Annotated in this window: 22 protein-coding genes and 2 tRNA genes; all 24 read right to left on the bottom strand. The window is 29.2% G+C overall.

Annotated features, from left to right (window positions below):
* Positions 1-6: 6 nt before the first annotated feature.
* Positions 7-1,362: a methylmalonyl-CoA mutase subunit beta gene (locus DIS07_RS08980; protein ID WP_109404900.1), complete on the bottom strand. Its 1,356-nt coding sequence runs from the start codon at positions 1,360-1,362 to the stop codon at positions 7-9.
* Positions 1,355-1,678 (bottom strand): FtsB family cell division protein, encoded by a 324-nt coding sequence (locus DIS07_RS08975; protein ID WP_109404899.1) that lies wholly within the window; start codon positions 1,676-1,678, stop codon positions 1,355-1,357. The genes DIS07_RS08980 and DIS07_RS08975 overlap by 8 nt, the downstream gene beginning before the upstream one ends.
* On the bottom strand, positions 1,668-2,288 hold the full coding sequence (gene udk, locus DIS07_RS08970; protein WP_109404898.1) for a uridine kinase: 621 nt from the start codon (positions 2,286-2,288) through the stop codon (positions 1,668-1,670). The genes DIS07_RS08975 and udk overlap by 11 nt, the downstream gene beginning before the upstream one ends.
* 69 nt (positions 2,289-2,357) lie before the next feature.
* On the bottom strand, positions 2,358-3,359 hold the full coding sequence (locus DIS07_RS08965; protein WP_109404897.1) for an NAD(P)H-dependent glycerol-3-phosphate dehydrogenase: 1,002 nt from the start codon (positions 3,357-3,359) through the stop codon (positions 2,358-2,360).
* A gap of 109 nt (positions 3,360-3,468) precedes the next feature.
* Positions 3,469-3,543: transfer RNA gene (locus tag DIS07_RS08960), tRNA-Pro, on the bottom strand.
* Between the two features lie 71 nt (positions 3,544-3,614).
* A tRNA-Thr gene (locus DIS07_RS08955) sits at positions 3,615-3,688 on the bottom strand.
* A gap of 226 nt (positions 3,689-3,914) precedes the next feature.
* Positions 3,915-5,216 (bottom strand): cryptochrome/photolyase family protein, encoded by a 1,302-nt coding sequence (locus DIS07_RS08950; RefSeq protein ID WP_109405062.1) that lies wholly within the window; start codon positions 5,214-5,216, stop codon positions 3,915-3,917.
* Between the two features lies 1 nt (position 5,217).
* Positions 5,218-5,682 (bottom strand): SRPBCC family protein, encoded by a 465-nt coding sequence (locus DIS07_RS08945; RefSeq protein WP_109404896.1) that lies wholly within the window; start codon positions 5,680-5,682, stop codon positions 5,218-5,220.
* A gap of 1 nt (position 5,683) precedes the next feature.
* Entirely contained in the window at positions 5,684-6,148 is a 465-nt protein-coding gene (locus DIS07_RS08940) for a TspO/MBR family protein (RefSeq protein WP_109404895.1), read from the bottom strand.
* Positions 6,135-6,323 (bottom strand): Lacal_2735 family protein, encoded by a 189-nt coding sequence (locus DIS07_RS08935; RefSeq protein ID WP_109404894.1) that lies wholly within the window; start codon positions 6,321-6,323, stop codon positions 6,135-6,137. The genes DIS07_RS08940 and DIS07_RS08935 overlap by 14 nt, the downstream gene beginning before the upstream one ends.
* Positions 6,324-6,327: 4 nt before the next feature.
* Positions 6,328-6,804, bottom strand: a complete 477-nt coding sequence (locus DIS07_RS08930; RefSeq protein ID WP_109404893.1) for a glutathione peroxidase — start codon at positions 6,802-6,804, stop codon at positions 6,328-6,330.
* A 5-nt stretch (positions 6,805-6,809) separates the two neighbouring features.
* On the bottom strand, positions 6,810-7,493 hold the full coding sequence (locus DIS07_RS08925; protein ID WP_109404892.1) for an SDR family NAD(P)-dependent oxidoreductase: 684 nt from the start codon (positions 7,491-7,493) through the stop codon (positions 6,810-6,812).
* Between the two features lie 7 nt (positions 7,494-7,500).
* Positions 7,501-7,716, bottom strand: coding sequence for a hypothetical protein (locus DIS07_RS08920; protein WP_109404891.1), 216 nt, complete (start codon positions 7,714-7,716; stop codon positions 7,501-7,503).
* Positions 7,717-7,792: 76 nt separating this feature from the next.
* Positions 7,793-8,020, bottom strand: a complete 228-nt coding sequence (locus tag DIS07_RS08915; RefSeq protein WP_109404890.1) for a hypothetical protein — start codon at positions 8,018-8,020, stop codon at positions 7,793-7,795.
* Positions 8,021-8,023: 3 nt separating this feature from the next.
* Positions 8,024-8,722 carry a GTP cyclohydrolase I FolE gene (gene folE, locus DIS07_RS08910; RefSeq protein ID WP_109404889.1) on the bottom strand — a complete coding sequence of 233 codons (699 nt, stop codon included), beginning with the start codon at positions 8,720-8,722 and terminating at the stop codon, positions 8,024-8,026.
* A gap of 61 nt (positions 8,723-8,783) precedes the next feature.
* Positions 8,784-9,056 (bottom strand): TIGR03643 family protein, encoded by a 273-nt coding sequence (locus tag DIS07_RS08905; protein WP_109404888.1) that lies wholly within the window; start codon positions 9,054-9,056, stop codon positions 8,784-8,786.
* An 11-nt stretch (positions 9,057-9,067) separates the two neighbouring features.
* On the bottom strand, positions 9,068-9,502 hold the full coding sequence (locus tag DIS07_RS08900; protein WP_109404887.1) for a hypothetical protein: 435 nt from the start codon (positions 9,500-9,502) through the stop codon (positions 9,068-9,070).
* A gap of 90 nt (positions 9,503-9,592) precedes the next feature.
* Positions 9,593-11,080, bottom strand: coding sequence for a cryptochrome/deoxyribodipyrimidine photo-lyase family protein (locus DIS07_RS08895; protein WP_181374573.1), 1,488 nt, complete (start codon positions 11,078-11,080; stop codon positions 9,593-9,595).
* Entirely contained in the window at positions 11,073-12,557 is a 1,485-nt protein-coding gene (locus DIS07_RS08890) for a cryptochrome/photolyase family protein (RefSeq protein ID WP_109404885.1), read from the bottom strand. Before DIS07_RS08890 ends, DIS07_RS08895 begins: the two co-directional genes overlap by 8 nt.
* Entirely contained in the window at positions 12,558-13,868 is a 1,311-nt protein-coding gene (locus DIS07_RS08885; RefSeq protein ID WP_109404884.1) for a DASH family cryptochrome, read from the bottom strand.
* Positions 13,838-13,978, bottom strand: coding sequence for a DUF2256 domain-containing protein (locus DIS07_RS08880; RefSeq protein WP_109404883.1), 141 nt, complete (start codon positions 13,976-13,978; stop codon positions 13,838-13,840). Before DIS07_RS08880 ends, DIS07_RS08885 begins: the two co-directional genes overlap by 31 nt.
* Complete coding sequence (locus DIS07_RS08875) at positions 13,975-15,399, bottom strand: SDR family oxidoreductase (protein ID WP_109404882.1); 1,425 nt, start codon at positions 15,397-15,399, stop codon at positions 13,975-13,977. Before DIS07_RS08875 ends, DIS07_RS08880 begins: the two co-directional genes overlap by 4 nt.
* Positions 15,396-16,028 (bottom strand): flavin reductase family protein, encoded by a 633-nt coding sequence (locus tag DIS07_RS08870; RefSeq protein WP_109404881.1) that lies wholly within the window; start codon positions 16,026-16,028, stop codon positions 15,396-15,398. The genes DIS07_RS08875 and DIS07_RS08870 overlap by 4 nt, the downstream gene beginning before the upstream one ends.
* On the bottom strand, positions 16,028-17,332 hold the full coding sequence (locus tag DIS07_RS08865; protein WP_109404880.1) for an ABC1 kinase family protein: 1,305 nt from the start codon (positions 17,330-17,332) through the stop codon (positions 16,028-16,030). Before DIS07_RS08865 ends, DIS07_RS08870 begins: the two co-directional genes overlap by 1 nt.
* Positions 17,333-17,338: the final 6 nt, after the last annotated feature.

Here is a 17,338-nt window from a genome sequence, read left to right as displayed (position 1 = left end):
TAATTGTTATACGTTTTCTGCTTTCAGTCTTTCTCTCTCAATAAATTCTGAAATACGATTACGCATTATTGGGGTGATTAACGTTTTTATATTTCTCTGTTTTAAAAAAGGGTACAACTCTAAATTTTGATGCATTTCATCATCTTTATTCAGATGAAAATTTGTTCCTAATAAAATCATTTCTTTATGAATTAAATCTTCTTTTTCTTTGGCATCATTTTCTTTAATTTTCTTTTGTATGATTCCTGATTTTAACTGTTTTAAAAAACCACCTCCTTTTTCAATCGATTTAAATATATCTAAAGATTTTTCTGTCAATTGTTGTGTTATAGATTCAATATAATATGAGCCTTCTGCATATTTTTGAGGATTATTAAAACCTGTTTCTTGTTGCAATATTAACAATTGATTTCTAGCAATTCGTTCTCCAAATTCATTTGATTTATGATAAATAGCATCATAAGAAACGTTAGAAATTGTATTTGAACTTCCTAAAATGGCACTCATACATTCTGTTGTTGTTCTGAGCATATTAACATTATAATCATATAATGTTTTGTTTCTTAAACTAGGTTTGGTAAAAATATGTGCTTGTTGATTTTTTATTTTATATTCTTCTAATAATGAAGACCATAAAGATCTAAATGCTCTAATTTTAGCAATTTCAAAGAAGTAATTGCCTGCAACAGAAAAGATGAAGTAGATTTTTTTAGACACATCACCTCCAAAATAATTTAAGTATTCGTTAGCATGTGCTAATGTATATGCTAATTGTTGTGTAATATTTGCTCCGGAATTTTGATATAAATCCAGAGAAACAGAAATACAATTATTAGTTTGTTTAACTATGTTTTCAAGTTTTTTATGATCGCTTTTTAAATTTTTAAACCAATTTCCAGTTTCAGCTAAATTACCTATGATATCAGTTTGAAAATAAATGTTTTCTGAATTAAAATATTTAGACACTTCAATTTGAAAATCATCATTTAAAAAAGAAAAATTAAAGTAAAGAATTGTAGATCTGCAATCGATGTTTTTTAGTAAAGTAACATAATTAAAAGTTTTGTTAGCATTAAAAAGAATTGAATTAGCTCCTTTATTAAGTGCATTTAAAGCTAATGAATTTGCAATTTTTTCATCATCTACAAATATGGATTGACAAATATTAAACCCTTTTTCAGAAGTTTTTATTTGATGATGAGTTCTGTCTTCTATCGTATAAAAAGGTTTTACAATAATACCTTCATTTGTTTTCCATAAAAGCGTGTCATTATAATCAGCACCTTTTAAATCTACTTGAATTTTCTGTTTCCAAGCAGCTGAAGAAGTTTTTGTAAATTCATCAAATAAAGACTTACTCATTGTTTTTTATAGTATCAAATTCAATAATATAAATATCTTCATTCTCTTTTTTCATTAGATATTTCTCTCTAGCAAATCGTTCTAGTTGTAAAGAATCTTTAAGCTTTTTTATAGTGGCTTTATCTTCGGCAATTTTATTTTCATAAAAAGAAATTGTGCTTTCTAAATCTTTAATTTCTTTATCAAATTTTCTATGAACTAAATAAGAGTTTTCATCAAAAAAAAACATCCAAATAATATAGGGAACTAAAATGATAATATAGATATTAGTTACAATTTTTAAAATTTTATTGTTTTTAAACTTGTTAAATGTCATTTATTTGTAATCGTTCGTTAATTACAGTTCTTACAATGTCAATCGCAACTGTGTTATATCTGTCATTTGGAATTATGATATCAGCAAAATTCTTAGTTGGCTCAATAAATTGTTGATGCATAGGTTTTAAGGTGTCTTGATATCGATTTAATACTTCATCAATATCTCTTCCTCTCTCAGAAATATCTCTTTTAACTCTTCTAATCAAACGTTCATCTGTATCTGCATGGACAAATATTTTTATATCAAATAGATTTCTTAATTCTTCACTGTTAAAAATTAAAATTCCTTCTACAATTACAACTTTTCTAGGGTGTGTTTTAACGATATCTTTAGTTCTGTTATGTGTTACAAAAGAATAAACAGGTTGTTCAATAGTTTTTCCAGATTTTAATTTTTTTAGATGCTTTACAATTAAATCAAAATCGATAGCTCTTGGATGATCAAAATTTATTTTTGTTCTTTCTTCATATGATAAATTATCTGTTGCTTTATAGTAAGAATCTTGTGATATAACACAAACTTCATCAGAAGGTAAGTGCTTAATAATTTGGTTTACTACGGTGGTTTTTCCACTTCCAGTCCCACCAGCTATTCCAATAATTAACATACAAAATAAAAATTTTACTATTCTAAACTTTAAGTGTAAATATATTATAATATCTGCAAAAATTACACATTAACCTGGTTCTTTTTCAGAGCCAACTTCGTGAGTTAATAAACCTCTAAATGCCTCAAAAACGGTATTATCTTCGTATAGCACTTTGTAAACTTCATTTGAAATGGGCATATCAACGTTATAATCTTTCGCAAGTTCCATAACTACTTTTGCTGTTTTTACACCTTCTGCAACTTCATTCATCTCATTAATAATTTGGTCTAACTTTTTTCCTCTCCCGAGTTCAAATCCTACATGATGGTTTCTACTTTTAGTACTTGAGCACGTAACAATTAAATCGCCCATTCCTGCTAGCCCTGCAAAAGTTCTTTGTTTTCCACCCATCGCAGTTCCTAATCTGGTAAGTTCAGATAAACCTCTTGTTATAAGTGCAGAACGCGTATTTTCGCCTGCGTTTGCGCCATCACTCATTCCAGATGCAATGGCCATTATGTTTTTTAAAGCACCCCCTAATTCACATCCAATAATATCTGAGTTTGTATATACTCTAAATAATCCTGAATTAAAAACAGTCTGTAGTTTCTTAGCTATAGACTTGTCAGCCATTGCTATAACTGCAGCTGCTGCTTTACCAAAATGAATTTCTTTAGCTAAATTAGGACCAGTAAGTACTCCAGCTGGATGACCTGGCATTACTTCTTCTACAATTTCAGACATTCGCATTTTTGTGCTTATTTCTAATCCTTTTGCTAAACTAATTATTGGAACCCAAGGTCTAATATGAGGCTTAGCTTCTTCTAAAACTTTTCTAAAACTTTGAGAGGGAATACCCATAACAATAACATCAGCATTTTTTACTGTATCTTTTATAGAATGTGATGCTTTTAATCCTTTGTGAAGTATTGCATTGGGTAAATATTTTTCATTGGTATTGTTTTGATTAATTTCTTTTACAGTATTTATGTCTCTTGCCCAAATTGTTGTGTCGCAATTTTTTGCCGTCAAACAAGCAACAGTAGTTCCCCAAGATCCTGCACCTAATAATCCTACTTTTAGTTTCATAAAGTGTTAGTTTTAGTAATGATTAAATATAATCAATAACCAATAGTGTTTTAAAGCAATATAATAATTTTAAATTACTTTTAAAAAATATAAATTTTGTAGGAAATAGTCGGGATGAGAGGATTCGAACCTCCGATCTCTGGTCCCCCAGACCAGCACTTTAACCGGACTAAGCTACATCCCGAATAAGAATTCTAAAATATAAAAAGGAAAGTTTCAAAAAAAATACTTTTGAAACTTTTTTAAAAATTTTTGAGCCGATGGAGGGACTCGAACCCACGACCTGCTGATTACAAATCAGCTGCTCTAGCCAGCTGAGCTACATCGGCTTTAATTAAGAGTTGGCAAATAAAATATAAAATCCAAAAATGACCAAAACAAATTTCACTTTTTTATAAAAAAAACTCCAACATAAGTTGAAGTTTTTATCAAGAATAATAAATAGTGTTAAATTGTATAGAAAAATCGCTCATTCGTAATTTTACCACCTTGTACTTTAAAAACGTAAACTTCTTCAATTTTGTTGCCTTCTTAATACTTTAGAAATGTGAGAATTTAAGATAAAGCTTCTTTATAAACTTGCAGGCAACGTTCTCTGGCAAATTTATGCTCTACAATTTTTTTTGGATAAGTAAGTTCTTGAAATTCTGGCACCCATTTTTTGATGTATTTTAGATCTTTATCAAATTTTTTGATTTGAGTTGTTGGATTAAAGATTCTGAAATATGGAGAAGCATCAACACCAGAACCGGCAACCCATTGCCAATTTCCAACATTGCTTGCCATTTCATAATCGTGTAATTTTTCTGCAAAATAAGCCTCTCCCCATCTCCAATCTATCAATAAATGTTTGCATAAAAAACTACCAACCAACATTCTAACTCTATTATGCATAAATCCAGTTTTGTTTAATTCACGCATACCCGCATCAACTAAAGGGTAACCAGTTTTTCCTTGGCACCAAGCTTTGAATTCTTCTTCGTTGTTTCTCCAAACAATTCTATCATATTTAGGTTTAAAACTATCTTTAGGAGTGTGCGGGAAATGCCATAAAATTTGCATAAAAAATTCTCTCCAAATTAATTCTTTTAAGAAAGTAATATTATTGCTTTTTGATGCTTTGTCAACTATTTTACGAATACTGACTGTACCAAAACGTAAGTGAGTTCCTAATTTTGAAGTAGCATCTTTTGCAGGAAAATTTCTGGTTTCTTCATAGATATCAATCAACTGTAGAGAAACTGTGTAAGATGATACTTTTATAGGAGATTTTATAAAACCAATATCTCTTAAAGATAAGAATTGATGATTTTTATTTTTGATAAAATTATCCAAATGATTTTCTGATGGATAAAATTGAATTCCTTTAAATTGAAAAGCTTCTAGCCATTTTTTTGAGTAGGGTGTGTATACTTTATAAGGTGTACCATCTTGTTTTACAATCTCGTTTCTTTCAAAAATAACTTGGTCCTTAAAAGTTTTAAAGTTGACGTTTTTTGATTTTAAAAATTCTTTAATCTCTAAATCTCTTTTGATGGCGTAAGGTTCGTAATCGTGATTCGTAAATACCGATTCAACAGAGAATTCTTGTGTTAGTTTTTTGTAAATATCAATTGGTTTTCCGTAAAAAACGGATAAACTACTCCCAACTTTTAATAACTGTTGATTAATATAGTTTAATTCTTGATGGATAAATGTAACTCTAGCATCATCTTTTGGTAGTTTATTTAAGATATCTTCATCTAAAATGAAAATAGGTAACACTTTATGTTCTGAATTTAATGCGTGAAATAGTCCGCAATTGTCTTCTAACCTTAAATCTCTTCGAAACCAAAAAATAGTAATCTTTTCTGACATTTTATTTATAATCTCCAAAAAGTTCAATCAATTTTTTTTGTCTGTAAGCAAAAATTTCTTCTAATTTTGGTTTCACTAAAATTGGATGTACCATTTGACCTAAAATACCCATAGGAACTTTATAATCTATAATGTCTTCCATTTCTACACCTCCATCTATTTTTTTGATAAAATGTTTATGATGCCATAATGCATAAGGTCCAAAACGTTGTTCATCAACAAAATATTCTTTGTCTTTAACATGCGTAATTTCTGTTACCCATTTTGTTTTTATTCCTAAAACGGGTGTAACAATGTACTGAATTATTTGTCCTGGGAACATTGGTTTTTCTGCTCCAGAAAGAATATCAAAACTCATATAGTCTGGTGTAATTGTTTTCAAGTTTTTTGGACTCGATAAAAACTCCCAAGCTTGTTCAACAGAAATTGGTAAGTTTTGTTTTTTTTGTAAAGTGTAAATTTTCATCTTAATTATGAACTAATATATAGAGATTTAAAGAAGTTGCAATGCACAACCAAATCATATAAGGCAATAATAAATATTTATAATTACCAACTTTTTTGCTCAAGTTAAAGAAATAATGAAATATGAGGGATGTTAGTAATACAATGGTTATCAATCCAATTAAAACTTGGTGTTGATTAAAGAAAATAAAGTTCCAACTTACATTGAAAATGAATTCTATAATAAAGATGAAACTTAGTTTTTTTATATGTGAACTATCTAAAAATTGTTTCCCTAAATAAATAGAAAAACAAATCATAATTGTTGTCCAAGCAACTCCAAATACCCAACCTGGAGGTGTCCAAGGAGCTTGGTTTAAATTTGTATACCAGTCAGATTGTGGGCCATTATTCATCAACCAACTTCCAATGGCTAATCCACCAAAATTAATGATTAGAAAAAGTATGGTAAATTTAAACTGCTTCATTTATGTTTTCATTTTTTAGAATGTCTATTTTTTTCAAAATAAGATCTGCCTCTAGGTATTTTTGATCACTTTCTTTTCTATTAATAGATTGTAATTTATAAGCTTCTTCCATCAATTTTTTATACAAATCTTGATGTTTTTCTAAATCTGATTTTTTCTTAAATAATCCAAACATAATTTTATAATTTTATGTGTTTTGTAATTTTTGAACTCAATGGTTTTGTAATTGAAAAATAATAATCAATTAGCTTTCCTTCTGGAGAAACTAAATATTTTTGAAAATTCCATTTTACGGAAGAACTCTTTTTATTATTCAGTTTTCTTTGTGTTAACCAAGCATATAATGGATGTTGATTTACGCCTTTTACATCAACCTTTTCTGTAATCAAAAAAGATACTCCATAATTAACTTGACAGAATTCTTCTATTTCTGATGAATTACCCGGTTCTTGTTTTCCAAATTGATTACAAGGAACTCCGATAACAACTAAATTGTTTTTATAAGTTTTATATAACTCTTCTAAATCTTTGTATTGAGGTGTAAATCCGCATTTGGAAGCCACATTTACAAAAAGTATATGTTTTCCTTTAAAATCAGATAATTGTATAGGAGTGTTTTGGAGACTATTTATCTCGATATCATAGATATTTGTCATAGAAATTATATTTTAAAACTTACAATTCCGCAGTCTAATTCAAAAATTTGACCTGAAATTGATGCTGCTTTATCAGAAATTAAAAAGGTAGCTAAATCAGCAACCTCATTAGGTTTTAGAAACTTTTTTAAAGGATGACGTTCTTTAATGCCTTCAATTAAACGCTCATTTCTTAATAATTTAGAAGCTAAGTCTGTGTCTGTAACCGTTGGCGCAATTGCATTGACCCTGATGGTTGGCGCTAATTCTGCTCCTAATGATTTTGTTAAACCCTCAACTGCAGATTTGGCAGCGGCTACACTTGCGTGAAATGGCATTCCTAACTTTGCAGCAACTGTACTAAATAATAAAATTGAAGAGTTATTACCTTTTTTTAAAGAAGGTAAGTAATGTTGAATTGCTTTTACAGCGCCAATGACATTAATTTCAAAGTCCTCTCTGAAATCTTCTAATTTTAGTCTTGAAATTGGTTTGAGATTGATGCTTCCTGGGCAATAGATTAAAGCGTCTATTACTTCTGTTTCAGGTAAATCATCAATAAGAATATCACACTGATGGTGCGTAAGATTAGTATTGGAAAGCAGAGGCGCAGTTCTGCTAATGTTTATTACTTTGTTGTTATTAACTAAAGAATTGATAATTGCATTTCCAATTCCTTTGCTTCCTCCAATTACTAATATTTTTTTCATAAGTGCTTTAAGGTCTTCCTTTCAAGCGCTTTTCAATTTTTTGTTTAACTGCTGTTAAGCGCTTCATTTGGTCCATTATTTCTGGATCTTTTTCTAATTTGTAAACTTCGTTAAGTTCCAATATTAAAGCTTTAACTTCTCTTGATGCTAAAATACGGTCACTTGTCGTTTTAAATGAGAACTTTCTGTTCTCAAACTCTACAGCTCTTTCTAATAAATTCATTCTATATAATCTCTCTTTTTTTCTAATTTGGCAATATAAATATAAAAGTTAGAAATGCAAGAGAAAACTGAATTTATTACGCTGCTGTTAATGGTTTTCCTTTTAAACGTTTTTCTATTCTTTGTTTAATAGCGGTTAAACGTTTCATAATATCCATTATCTTTTGATCTTTATTTTGTTTGTAAATTTCATTCAAACTTAAAATTAAAGACTTTGCTTCTCTAGACGCTAAAATGCGATCACTTGTAGTTGGAAACCTCATTTTTCTCGTTTCGAACTCTAATGCTTTATCAATTAAATCCATAATTTAATAATTTAAAGTGTTTTGTAATTCTGCTATTTTTTCTTGATTGTTGAATTTACCACCAAAGTAAGAGGTTACTGTGGATGAAGTATCATCTTTTATTCCTCTAGATGATACACATAGATGTTTTGCGTCTATAATAACAGCAACATCTTCCGTGTCTAAAATGGCTTTCAATTCCTCTGCAATTTGATTGGTTAATCTTTCTTGCACCTGAGGTCTTTTAGCATAATATTGTACAATTCTGTTTAATTTTGATAACCCAATTACTTTACCTGAAGAGATATATGCAACGTGTGCTTTACCAATTATAGGAACAAAATGATGTTCGCAATTTGAATAAAAAGTAATATTCTTTTCTACCAACATTTGATTGTATTGATATTTGTTATCAAACAATGCTACTTTTGGTTTGTTGGCAGGATTTAAGCCAGAAAATATTTCATCAATATACATTTTGGCAACTCTTTTTGGAGTTCCTTGCAAAGAATCATCAGTTAAATCTAAACCCATTACATCCATTATTTCTGAGAATAGACTTTCAATTTTATCTTTTTTTTCTTGATCTGAGAGTTTAAAAGCATCTTGTTTCATTGGAGTTTCCAACCCAGTAAATAAGTGGTCATCACCAACTTCTTGATAAGAAAAACCATTTAGTTTTTCAGATACTTCTTTTTCTTTTAATATTACTTCTGTAATCATCTTTTGTCTTTTTAATGTGCTGTCTTTAAGTACTCTAATCTTAAAAGCAAAGCACGGTTAGTTATCTTTTTGCAATAGAGTTATTAGATATTGTTTTTTGTCTTGAACATTTAAATCTTCCTTTCTCGAAAGTCCTTAATTTTTGATGTTTTGTTTTTCTTCCTTGAACACGTTTTCTCCACATTTTGAAACTCGAAGGTTTCATTTCTTTTCTCATCAAATTGATGACTTCTTGTTCTTTTAAACCAAATTGAAATTCAATAGCTTCAAATGTAGTTCTGTCTTCCCAAGCCATCTCTATAATTCTATCAATTCTTATTCCGTCTAAAGTCATTTTAAATAGAATTAATTGATAGTTGGATAGAAATCATAGTGCTTATCGTTTTCTATTTTTAAATTAATTATTTTGTCAATAAATTTTCTGTTTTCTTTTAATAATTTATTGTTTTTAAACCTTACAAAATTTCCATGAGCGTGAATACTGAAACCATTTGTCTTGTAGGTATGCAATTGATAAAACGGAATTGCCCAACTAAAGGTTTTTAACCCTTTGTTTAGATGAACTATAATGCCCTGTTTTCTTAGCTCAATATTTCCATAATTAATGTCAGATATTGTATTCATATATTTTTGGAAACCAACACTTACTTCTTCAATTATCATCCTTTTAGAGCCTGTACCACCTATTTTTACAGATTGAAAAAATGAATATCCTTTGCCTAATAAATCATTGAAAATAGATTCCGCTTCTTTGTTTTTATGTGTGGTATTATAAATCATTTCTTATTCAAAGATAATAATGTTTAATGAATTGTAAATATTGTTAAACAAAAATTAACATAATATTATAAATTATTAAAATGCAAAGAATTAGCCGTTCTTTAACATTCGTTTTCTGTCAGAAATAGTGTGTTTTTTTAGAATTCTATAGTTTTCTTTAACAACTTTGACGTTTTTTTTCATATTCCATAAAATATCGCTAGCTCTTTTTCTTGCAGATTTTATTTCTACGATAGGATATGGATAATCTTCACCAAGTTTAAAGTTATTAAATTGTTGATCAAGTGGAGTCAATAAATAAGGTTCATGAATAAAAGATAGAGGAAGATTTGCCAATTCTGGAACCCATTTTTTGATAAAGATAGCATCTGCATCGTGTTCTAAACTATTTTTAATAGGGTTATAAATTCTTAAATTGTTAATACCTGTTTCTCCTGCTTGCATTTGCAATTGTGGAAAGTGAATTCCAGGTTCAAAATCTAAGAATAGTTTTGATAGATGTTGAGAGCTTGCTTGCCAAGGTTGCCATAAAATATGTGTAAAAAAAGAAACTAAAAGAGAACGCATTCTAAAATTTAAATATCCTGTTTCTATTAAACATCTCATACTGGCATCTACTAAAGGGAAACCTGTTTTTCCTATTTTCCATGCTTTTTGATATTTCTCTGAAATATTTTTTTTGAGTTTATGATATCCTTTGTTAACACTTGAATTTTCCATAGTATGCTCCATTTCAAACTTTTGTATAAAGTGAGCTTGCCAACGTAAACGCGATATAAAAGCACCTAAATGTCTTTTATTACTATCGTTTTTGTAGGCTAATGCTTTTTGAAAAATCTGACGAATAGATACATTTCCCCAAGCAATATATGGTGATAATCGACTACTGCTTTCTCTCGCAAGAGCGGGTTTAGATATATGAAACATATATTCTTTATGTCTTTTTTCAAAAAATGAAAGTGCATATTTCCAAGCCATTTTCGTACCTCCTGGTTGAAATCTTTTTGACTCTTCAGTTTTTAAATCAGGAATGATAAAACTCTTTTCTAAATTTTTTATTTGATCTAAACTGATAAAATTGGCGCTTGAATAATTTACTTCAATTTGAGGGGAATACATATATTTATCCCATTTTTCAAACCAATCTTCTCTGTTTAACAATCCTCTTAAAACACCGTTGTTATTGTTTTCAATCCAATGAATATTATTGTTTCTACAGTATCTTGCAAATTCTTTATCTCTATTATAAGTAATCAATAAACCTGTTTCTTGGTGAGAAAAAACAGTATGGATTTTATAGTAATTTTGTAACTGATTAAAAGCAGTAATTACTTCTGTCTGCACACAAAGAACCTTGGTATTGTTTTGTACTAAATCATTGTGAATGTCTGTAATCGATTGTTTTATAAAATCCCAATGGCGTTTATCATAATGAGGGTCATCAATCAAAGAGTTTTCAAAAACATATAAAAAAAGTGTTTTCTTTTTAGATTTAAGAGCGTTAGCAATTGCTTCATTGTCTTGCAAACGAAGGTCCCTTTTAAACCAAACAACATTTATTTCTTCTCTGTCAGTCATTATCTAATTGGTTAAAAAATAGTTTTGCATTTTTAAAATGAATCTCTTTTTTATCTTGATTCATTTTATCAAAAGTTCTGATTAACATTCCTAATCTTGGGTTACTCAAAAAGAAATCACGATGTTTATCCATAAACGTCCAAAATAATCCATCCCAAGTTTTTTGCCAATCGCCTTTTTTGTAATTACTCATTTTCATAATGTAATTACTGCTGCTTATGTAAGGTTTTGTACTCATTAATCCGCCATCAGCGAACAAACTCATTCCGTAAACATTAGGCACCATTACCCAATCGTAAGCATCAATAAAGAGTTCCATAAACCATTGATATACTTCATTAGGATCAAATTCGCACAAAACCATAAAGTTCCCTAAAACCATCAAACGTTCTATATGATGTGCATAAGCGGTTTTGTTAACTTTTTTGATAACATCATCAATTGGTTGAATTCCAGTTGTGCCATCATAAAAGGATTTCGGAATTTTTCTTGAGAATTTCCAGAAATTTTTGGTGCGTTCTTCTGTTCCTTTTACTTCGTAAACACCTCTAATAAATTCGCGCCAACCTAAAATTTGACGTACAAACCCTTCTGTAGAATTGATAGGAACATCATTTTTATGAGCAAATTCAATAGCCTTTTCAATAATCTCTAAAGGATGTAATAAACCCACATTTATTAATGGTGATAATAAACTGTGATTTAAAAAGTGTTCTTCTTTAACAATAGCATCTTCATAAATACCAAATTCGTGAAAACGGATTTCAAAAAACTGATTCAACCAAATTTCTGCAGATTCAAAATTGATGGGATAAATGATAAAGTCATTTAAACTTCCATAATTGTTAGCAAAATGATGATTTACATAGGCTTCTGCTTCTTTATGATATGTAGTTTTCTCGGGAAAATGAAGTGGAGGAGGTGTTTTTCCTTTCGGATATTTTTTTCTGTTTTCATCATCAAATGTCCATTTGTCTCCAACAGGATTTTTCCCATCCATTAAAATATCTCTTTCTTTTCGTTCTTTTTTGTAAAAAGAGGTTTGAAAGAATTTCTTTTTTGAGGATTTAAAAAATGATGATAAATCTTTTTTTGTATTTATAAAAAGAGGATTTTCATACCAAACTATTTCAATGTCATTTTTATATTGATGGAGATGTTTCTCTAACCAATTGTCTGTTGGGTCTATGATATGTATTTTATAAATTTCATCTTTTGATAATTTAGGTAACAATTTTCTAATGTCACTAAATTCATTAGTTGAATTAATATAATTGACGTTTTTACCTTTTGTGATTAAAAACTCTTCATAAGCTTTCATTGTAGCTCTATGAAAAGCAATTTTTTGTTTGTGAAATTTATATTGATTAAAAAAGAGATATTCTTCAATCAAAATTATATGGTCAACCTTATCTAAAACCTCAGAAGTTTTAAAAAGTTGATGCGGAAAAATAATATGAATCTCTTTTTCTTTCATCTAAAAAAGTGTCTTTTCTAACCATAACTTTCTGAATTTATGATTGCTGTCATATCTTTCTGCTTGTAATTTTGTGTTGAATTTTCTATCTCTTGGATCATTACCAACACCAGCAACATACATCCAATTACCATAATTGCTATGAACATCATAATCAATTAATAAAGATTCAAAATAAGCAGCACCAATCCTCCAGTCTTGTAACAATTCTTTGGCAAAATAAGAAGCTACATTTTGCCTTCCTCTGTTGCTCATCCAACCTGTTTCTTTAAGCTCAATCATATTGGCGTTTACAAAAGTGTCTTTTGTTTCTCCATTTATCCACTTTTGTATTATTTCTAAATCTGAATTCCAATGATAATCTCTATCTAAAATGCCGCCAATTTTAAAAATTTTATCACTATACTTTAATGAGATAAATTTGAAATAATCTCTCCAGATTAATTCAAAAATTACCCAATACGTAGAATTATTTGAACCGTATTTTTCTTCAAATTCTTTAATTTTCCAGTAAATGGTTCTAGGTGATAAGCTTCCGTTTGCTAACCAAGGAGAAAATTTTGTACTGTAGTCAGTGCCTATTAATCCGTTTCTTGTTTTTTTATAAAAAGCTACTTTTTTAGATTCGAAAAAATAATAATCCAACCTTTCTAGAGCAGAATTTTCTCCACCAGCAAAAGTGAAAGCTGATGCTGAGTTTGAGTAGAAGGCATCAAAACCTAAATCTTTTAAAGTTGGAATTGTAGTTGAGTTTTCAATTAGATTTTGAGCAGTAGCATTAGGACTTATCAATTCTGGTAATACGCTAACCTGTTTTTCAATCTTTTTTCTAAATGTTGTAAATACATCAGGAATGTTATTAAAATTATTTGTTACTTGATTTGGGTGAAACAAAAACTGATCAAAATCTTCTATAAAATTGATACTCTTTGAGAGTTTGTTTTTGATGAGTTTATTGGTATCAACTTCTTCTTTTGTCCATTCTTTTTGAGTGTAAATTGATGCTACTTTATAGGTATTGCAAATTTCAATGATTTTATTTTCAGGAGCATCAAAATAGGTAAGAAGCGTTATGTTAATATCTGCTAAGTTTCGTTGTAATTCTTTAACAGTTTCTAATAAGAATTGAGCCCTAAATTTTTCAGTTTTTTTAAAGCCAAATGAGTCTTTTTCGAAAAGTTTAGGATCAAAGAAAAAGACAGCAATTATCTTTTTATGATTTTTAATTGCTTTAAAAAGAGATGTATTGTCATTAATTCTTAGATTATTTCTAAACCAGATTAAGCCAATTTTTTCTTGTTTCTTCTGCATTTTTCGCTACAATATTTAACGTGATCCCAGTTTTTCTCCCATTTTTTTCTCCAAGTATAAGGTTTGTTGCAAACCAAACATATTTTTTGTGGTAGGTGTGTCTTTTTCAATTTTTTGCTATTCTGCTAATCATTCCGTTAAAAACAAACCAATGAAAAGGTGTTACAGCATACCAATAGAGTCTGCCCGCAATTCCAACAGGTCTAAATGTTGCGGTTTGATAAAGCGTGTTTTGTTCAATTTTAAATTCTAACCAAGCTTCTCCAGGTAGAATCATTTCTGCATAGAGTAGTAGTTTTCCTTTTTCTTTATCAGCATAAATTACACGCCAAAAATCTAAAGCATCACCAGCGTTTAATTCTGTTGGATGTCTTCTTCCTCTTCGTAAACCTGCGCCTCCAAAAAATTGATCTAAAAACCCACGAATTTTCCAAAGAAATGTACCATAATACCAACCTGTTTCTCCGCCAATTGCCCAAATTTTGTCGAGTACTTTTTCTTCGTCTTTTATCGTTCTTTTCTTATAATCTTTAAAGCATCCGTATTCGGGAACATTAATGAATTTATGTATATAATTCTTTAATTTACCACTGCTTATGTAAGAATCTTTCCAACTAGAAATAATACTATTTTGCTCAATTTTTTTGAAAGCTAATTTTACAGCTTCTTTGTAAGTCATTGGTGTAACTCCCAAAATTGAATTGATGTTACTTTTATTTCCAATAACTTCTACACCCATAGAATTTACCAAAGAGCTTGCCAATTTATAAGATGTTGAGGTTACAAAATATAGCCAGTATGATGATAGTTTTGGTGTCATTACAGGTACAGTTAAAATCCATCTTTTTAGTTTTCTAACTTCTGCAAATTGTAATAACATTTGTTTGTAGGTTAATATTTCTGGCCCAAAAATATCGTGAGAGGTATTGTATAATTCTTTTTTGCCTAGAGATTTGTGTAAGAAAGATAAAACATCTCTAATAGCTAAAGGTTGTGTTTTTGTTTTTAGCCATTTTGGAGCAATCATTGCAGGTAATTTTTCTACTAAATCTCTAATAATTTCAAAAGATGAACTACCAGATCCCACAATAATTCCTGCCTTAAATGTTGTTAAGGCATATTTTTCTGATGCTAAGGTAATTTCGACATTTTTTCTTGACAATAAATGTTTTGAGAGCTTAGTGTCGTTGGTTATTCCGCTTAAATAAATTACTTGTTTAATATTCGTAGTTTCTGTAAATCGCTTAAAATTAAAAGCACACTTTTCTTCTAAAATGTGAAACTCTTTTGCAGAATTAGACATAGAATGAATCAAATAATAAGCAGCGTCTATTTTTGTTGGTAACAATTTTAAAGATTCTTTGTCTAAAAAATCTGCTTCAATTAAATGGATTTTTTTTTGATCTTTATAGTAGTTTTCAGCTCTTTTTTTATCTCTAACAGGGCAAATAATGGTATGTCCGTCATTTAGTAATAACGGAATTAGTCGTTTACCAATATAACCAGTTGCACCTGTTACAAGAATTTTCATACACTTATTTTGATTTTTTTTGGTCTTTGATAAGAAAGTTGCTTTTTGAATTTTGGAATGGCATAGGTATCCAAACCATTTATAGTAGCAATATTTCCTTTAGATAGATTTATCAATCCGTCTTTTTCAAGCAATTCATCTTTAATGTATAATTCTTGAATTTGGGCTACAATTAGCATTACATCATTAGAAGGCACATAGATTTCTTCAACAAATTTCATACTCATTTGAACAGGAGCATTTTTTACAAATGGTGCTTTAAAATTACCTTTATATTCTTCTTCTAAATTAGTTACATCAAATTCAGAAATAGCTTCAGCATATTTTGCTGAAGTATGATGCGCATCATCAATAATATCTTCATAAATATGGTTGATGGTAAAAACACCCGTGTCTTTTATGTTTTTATAAGTATTTCTAGGAACTGTTGTTGGTCTTAAAATAAATCCCAAAGTTGGTGGGTTAGAACCCAAATGTGTAACAGAACTAAACACAGCAACATTTGGAATTTCTTCTTTAGAAATTGAACCTAATAGATTTGCAGATTTAAAACCAGAACAACTGTTAATCAAGTTTATTTTATAAATTTTCTCTAAACTTTGTATGTCATTAAAGTTGAAAAAAGCCATTAGTAAGATTTAAAATTATTAATTTTTACATCTTTCGCTTTTAAGTCGTGCATTAAATTATACAAACCAAAAAATGTTCTATTGATATAAATAAAGTGTTTTGAACCTCGGTTTCCATTCATATTTTTCAATTCTGTACTTTTAGAATATTTAGCACCTAATTCAGAGAGTTTGCCAAAGAAAACTTCGTCAGAAAAATCAAAAGTTTCCTTGTGAAAAGGTTGTGTAAAAAGACTTAGCATTTCGTGAAACATTGCTCTAAAAAACACCAATTCTTCTTCAGAATCATCTTTTCTCAAAATTTCTAATTCGTATAGCTTTTCTTCAAAATAAGCTGGATTAGAAAGATTCTCTTTTTTAGCCAATTCAAAATAAGGTACATAAAAATCTTCTGGAATGGTTTTCATACAGCCAAAATCAATCACAATTAAATCGTTTTCTGGAGAAATTAAAAAATTTCCTGGATGTGGATCTGCGTGAACTTTTTTCAATTTATGGATTTGAAACATATAAAAATCCCATAGTGCTTGTCCTAATTGATTTGCAACTTCTTGATTGTCAAATTCAAATTCTGATAAATGCACGCCATTCATCCAATCCATCGTAATGATTCTATCTGAAGATAACTCTGGGTAATAATTTGGAAATTTTAAATTCGGAATATGGCTACAAGCTTCTACGATTGCCTGACTTTGTTCAACTTCTAAAACGTAATTGGTTTCTTCAACCAATTTATTTTCAACTTCTTTAAAATATTTATCAGAATCTTTTCCTCTAATATTAAACATTTTAATAGCAATAGGTTTTACCAAAGCTAAATCGGATGCAATACTTTGTGCAACACCAGGATATTGAATTTTAACTGCTAATTTTTTACCACCTTTTTCGGCTTTATGAACTTGTCCTATACTTGCCGCATTTACAGAAACTGAGTTGAATTTATCGTAAATCTCGTTCGCATTTTTACCGAAATAATTTTTAAAAGTTTTAGTTACCAAAGCTGGAGAAAGTGGTGGAACAGAAAATTGAGATAACGAAAATTTTTCCACGTAAGCTTGTGGTAAAATACTCTTTTCCATACTTAACATTTGTGCAACTTTTAATGCACTTCCTTTTAGTTTTTTTAATCCGTCATAGATATCTTCAGCATTATTTTCGTTTAAACGCGCTTTGGCTTCAATTTCTGTTTTAGTGATTTTATCACCATAATATTTTAAATAGTTTATACCAATTTTTGCACCAGTAGTTACTAGTTTAGAGGCACGTTGCATTTTGGAAGTAGGAATCGAATCTATCGTTTTCATATACAG

The organism is Polaribacter aquimarinus, assembly GCF_003129485.1.
GTDB lineage: Bacteria > Bacteroidota > Bacteroidia > Flavobacteriales > Flavobacteriaceae > Polaribacter > Polaribacter aquimarinus.
This window is presented reverse-complemented; position numbering and strand designations above follow the sequence as displayed.